At 46.2% G+C, this 2,430-nt stretch carries 2 protein-coding genes; both read right to left on the reverse strand.

Annotated features, from left to right (window positions below; all coding sequences use genetic code 11):
* Positions 1–335, reverse strand: a 335-nt coding sequence (locus tag ACI35L_RS07560) for a hypothetical protein (RefSeq protein WP_439802581.1), incomplete at its 3' end; no start/stop codon positions are given.
* A gap of 15 nt (positions 336–350) precedes the next feature.
* A complete protein-coding gene (locus ACI35L_RS07565; protein ID WP_439802582.1) occupies positions 351–1,640 on the reverse strand; it encodes a BclA C-terminal domain-containing protein in 1,290 nt (429 codons plus the stop codon).
* Positions 1,641–2,430: the final 790 nt, after the last annotated feature.

Here is a 2,430-nt window from a genome sequence, read left to right on the forward strand (position 1 = left end):
GGCCCAGTTGGTCCGGTTGGGCCAATAGCGCATAAGAGAATATCACTTAGAAGTGCTGATCGATTCATCATCACGAGCTCATCCAATCGCTTAACAAGGTTTTCGTTCCGATGAACGAGAATTTCAAGCGGTTCCTCGATCAATTCTTGAACGGAAGACAAAGATTGACTGTTGGCCACTGCTTCTGACAAGCTTTCTAATGAACAGATTATTTTCTCCGCTCCACTGATTAAAAACGCAGCTAACTTCACCTCTTCATTAACCAATGACAGCAGTGTCTCTATTCCCTCAACCTTCTTTAAAGGTGAAAGATCAGGCATTTGCTCATCAGCCATACACTAATCCCTCCCTTAAACATCCCCTATCTTAATGATTGAAATGGTCGCACCGCCTCTCGGCTGCAATGTCGCCGTCCCCGTCCCATTGAATAATTGTAGCTGTAATACCTGATTGGGCGTTGTGAGACCAACAACGATCTGATTGAAGTAATCAGAAATCGCATCGCGCGGGTTGATGACAGAATTAAGGATGAGACCGCCGCCCAAAAGGATTCGAGCAGCGAACTCCGCTGGAGCTGACAGCCTTATATTAAAGCTGATATAGTAATAGCCAGTTTCTCCCAAAGTAAAAGTGGTAGCCGTAGCATTAAGACTGATGTTGCCGTTGACAAGCTGATTGTCAGGAAAAGGAATTGGAATCCCGCCAGGTACGATGGCGAGGGAGGGACTGCCGGTATTAGCAGCGTAGGCAAATGTCTGCGTTTCACTCGTTGGCGCGAGAGGACCCGTTGCTCCTGTTGCACCAATCAATCCAACCTCTCCCGTGACCCCGGTCGGTCCGTTCGGACCAGTCACAGTATTTCCTGTTTCACCTGTCGGACCGGTTGGGCCAGTTCCTCCTGCCGCACCGGCCGGACCTGTCTCCCCTCTAACACCTGTCTCCCCCGTCACGCCTGTTACACCCGTTTCACCAGCTAAGCCTTGGATACCGATTCCTGCCAATCCAGTTATCCCTGTCACTCCCGTTTGACCAGTTGGTCCTGCCGCTCCAATTAAGCCAGGAAGCCCCGTCTCACCTCTTGCACCTGTTGGGCCGACTGGACCAGCCGTTCCGATGACACCCATTGCTCCGCTAGGTCCTGTAAATCCATTTGGCCCCGTTGCTCCTGTCGCTCCGGTTACCCCAACTAAAGAAACACCTGTCGGACCAGTCTCACCTAGTTCACCAACTAACCCAACGCCCATTGGACCCGTTGCTCCTGTCGCTCCCGTAGGGCCTGTTATAACGGGCGTTGTTCCCATCGAACCGGTCGAACCGGTTGGTCCAGTCGGCCCTTTTGGACCTGTTAAAGACGGTCCTGTTACCCCTGTCGCTCCCTCAGGTCCTTTTAGTCCCTTAAGCCCCCTTCCCTTCATCCCTGTTGGCCCAGTCGGGCCGGTTGCACCTTGAATGCCAGCCAATATTGCAAGCAGTTGCTCATTATAAGGATTTAAAAAAAATTCATTCATCTCCGCCAACCGGTCTGTCACGAATAAATATGCCTCTACATTTTCCTGCAGCTCACCTACAACACTTGAATCGATATCCATATTGGCTGCGCGCAATTCTTCAACAATCATCCGAATCACATTGTCATCCATTCCCTCACTCCCATGGTGCCGAAAAAACGGCAGAGGTATATCAACTACCTCCAGATCCTAATCATAAAGTGAAACTTCAATCAGTGATTTTTCCTAACCTCTGCTGAAGGTCAGTTGAATCAATCAGACGCGTCTGCTTAATATGAATCACATCGGGCTGCGATTGCTTTTGCGTCATCAGACAATCTCCTATCATCAATGAATATTTCCGAAGCATAGGATTTACACTCTTCTCAGACTTCAAAGATATGCTCCCCATTCCTGAAAATTATGCATAAAGAAATAGCCGGTTTTTCGGCTATCTTCCCCTCCGAAGGTCCGCACATGAATAGGGGATTTATGAATCATTTTACTCTTGAGTTTTGGGGATTATGTCAGTTGTTTCTTAAGAGCGATTGGAAGTATGGCGGTGGCAGGCTGGGTTGCACCGCAAAAAAAACGCAACAATGCGAATTCGCATCATTGCGTCAAAATCTTAATGATAAATATTTCTTTACCACAGTAATAATTTCTTCCTTATGAGAGATTATATCATTTACATTTTCAATTTTATGAGTTGTTTTTAGCTCATCATTCAATTGTATATATTTGTTGTTTGTATTGAAGCCTAAGCGGCATATTCACTTTCTGATATTATTATCTAATAATACATTAAAGCAACTTTTATTACCTCGATAATGTACCCTATTTGCCTTAACTTCTTCATTTAATAACGGCTTTATCAGAACTTATGTAGAGATACTCTACCTCCAGTCCATCACCAGAATAGTAGAAATACACATATACAATC

It is taken from the genome of Pradoshia sp., from assembly GCF_051873915.1.
Lineage (GTDB): Bacteria > Bacillota > Bacilli > Bacillales > Pradoshiaceae > Pradoshia.

Coding starts and splice junctions, on each gene's coding strand:
- ACI35L_RS07565 (WP_439802582.1), bottom strand. CDS start 1,640: ATGGATGACAATGTGATTCGGATGATTGTTGAAGAATTGCGCGCAGCC.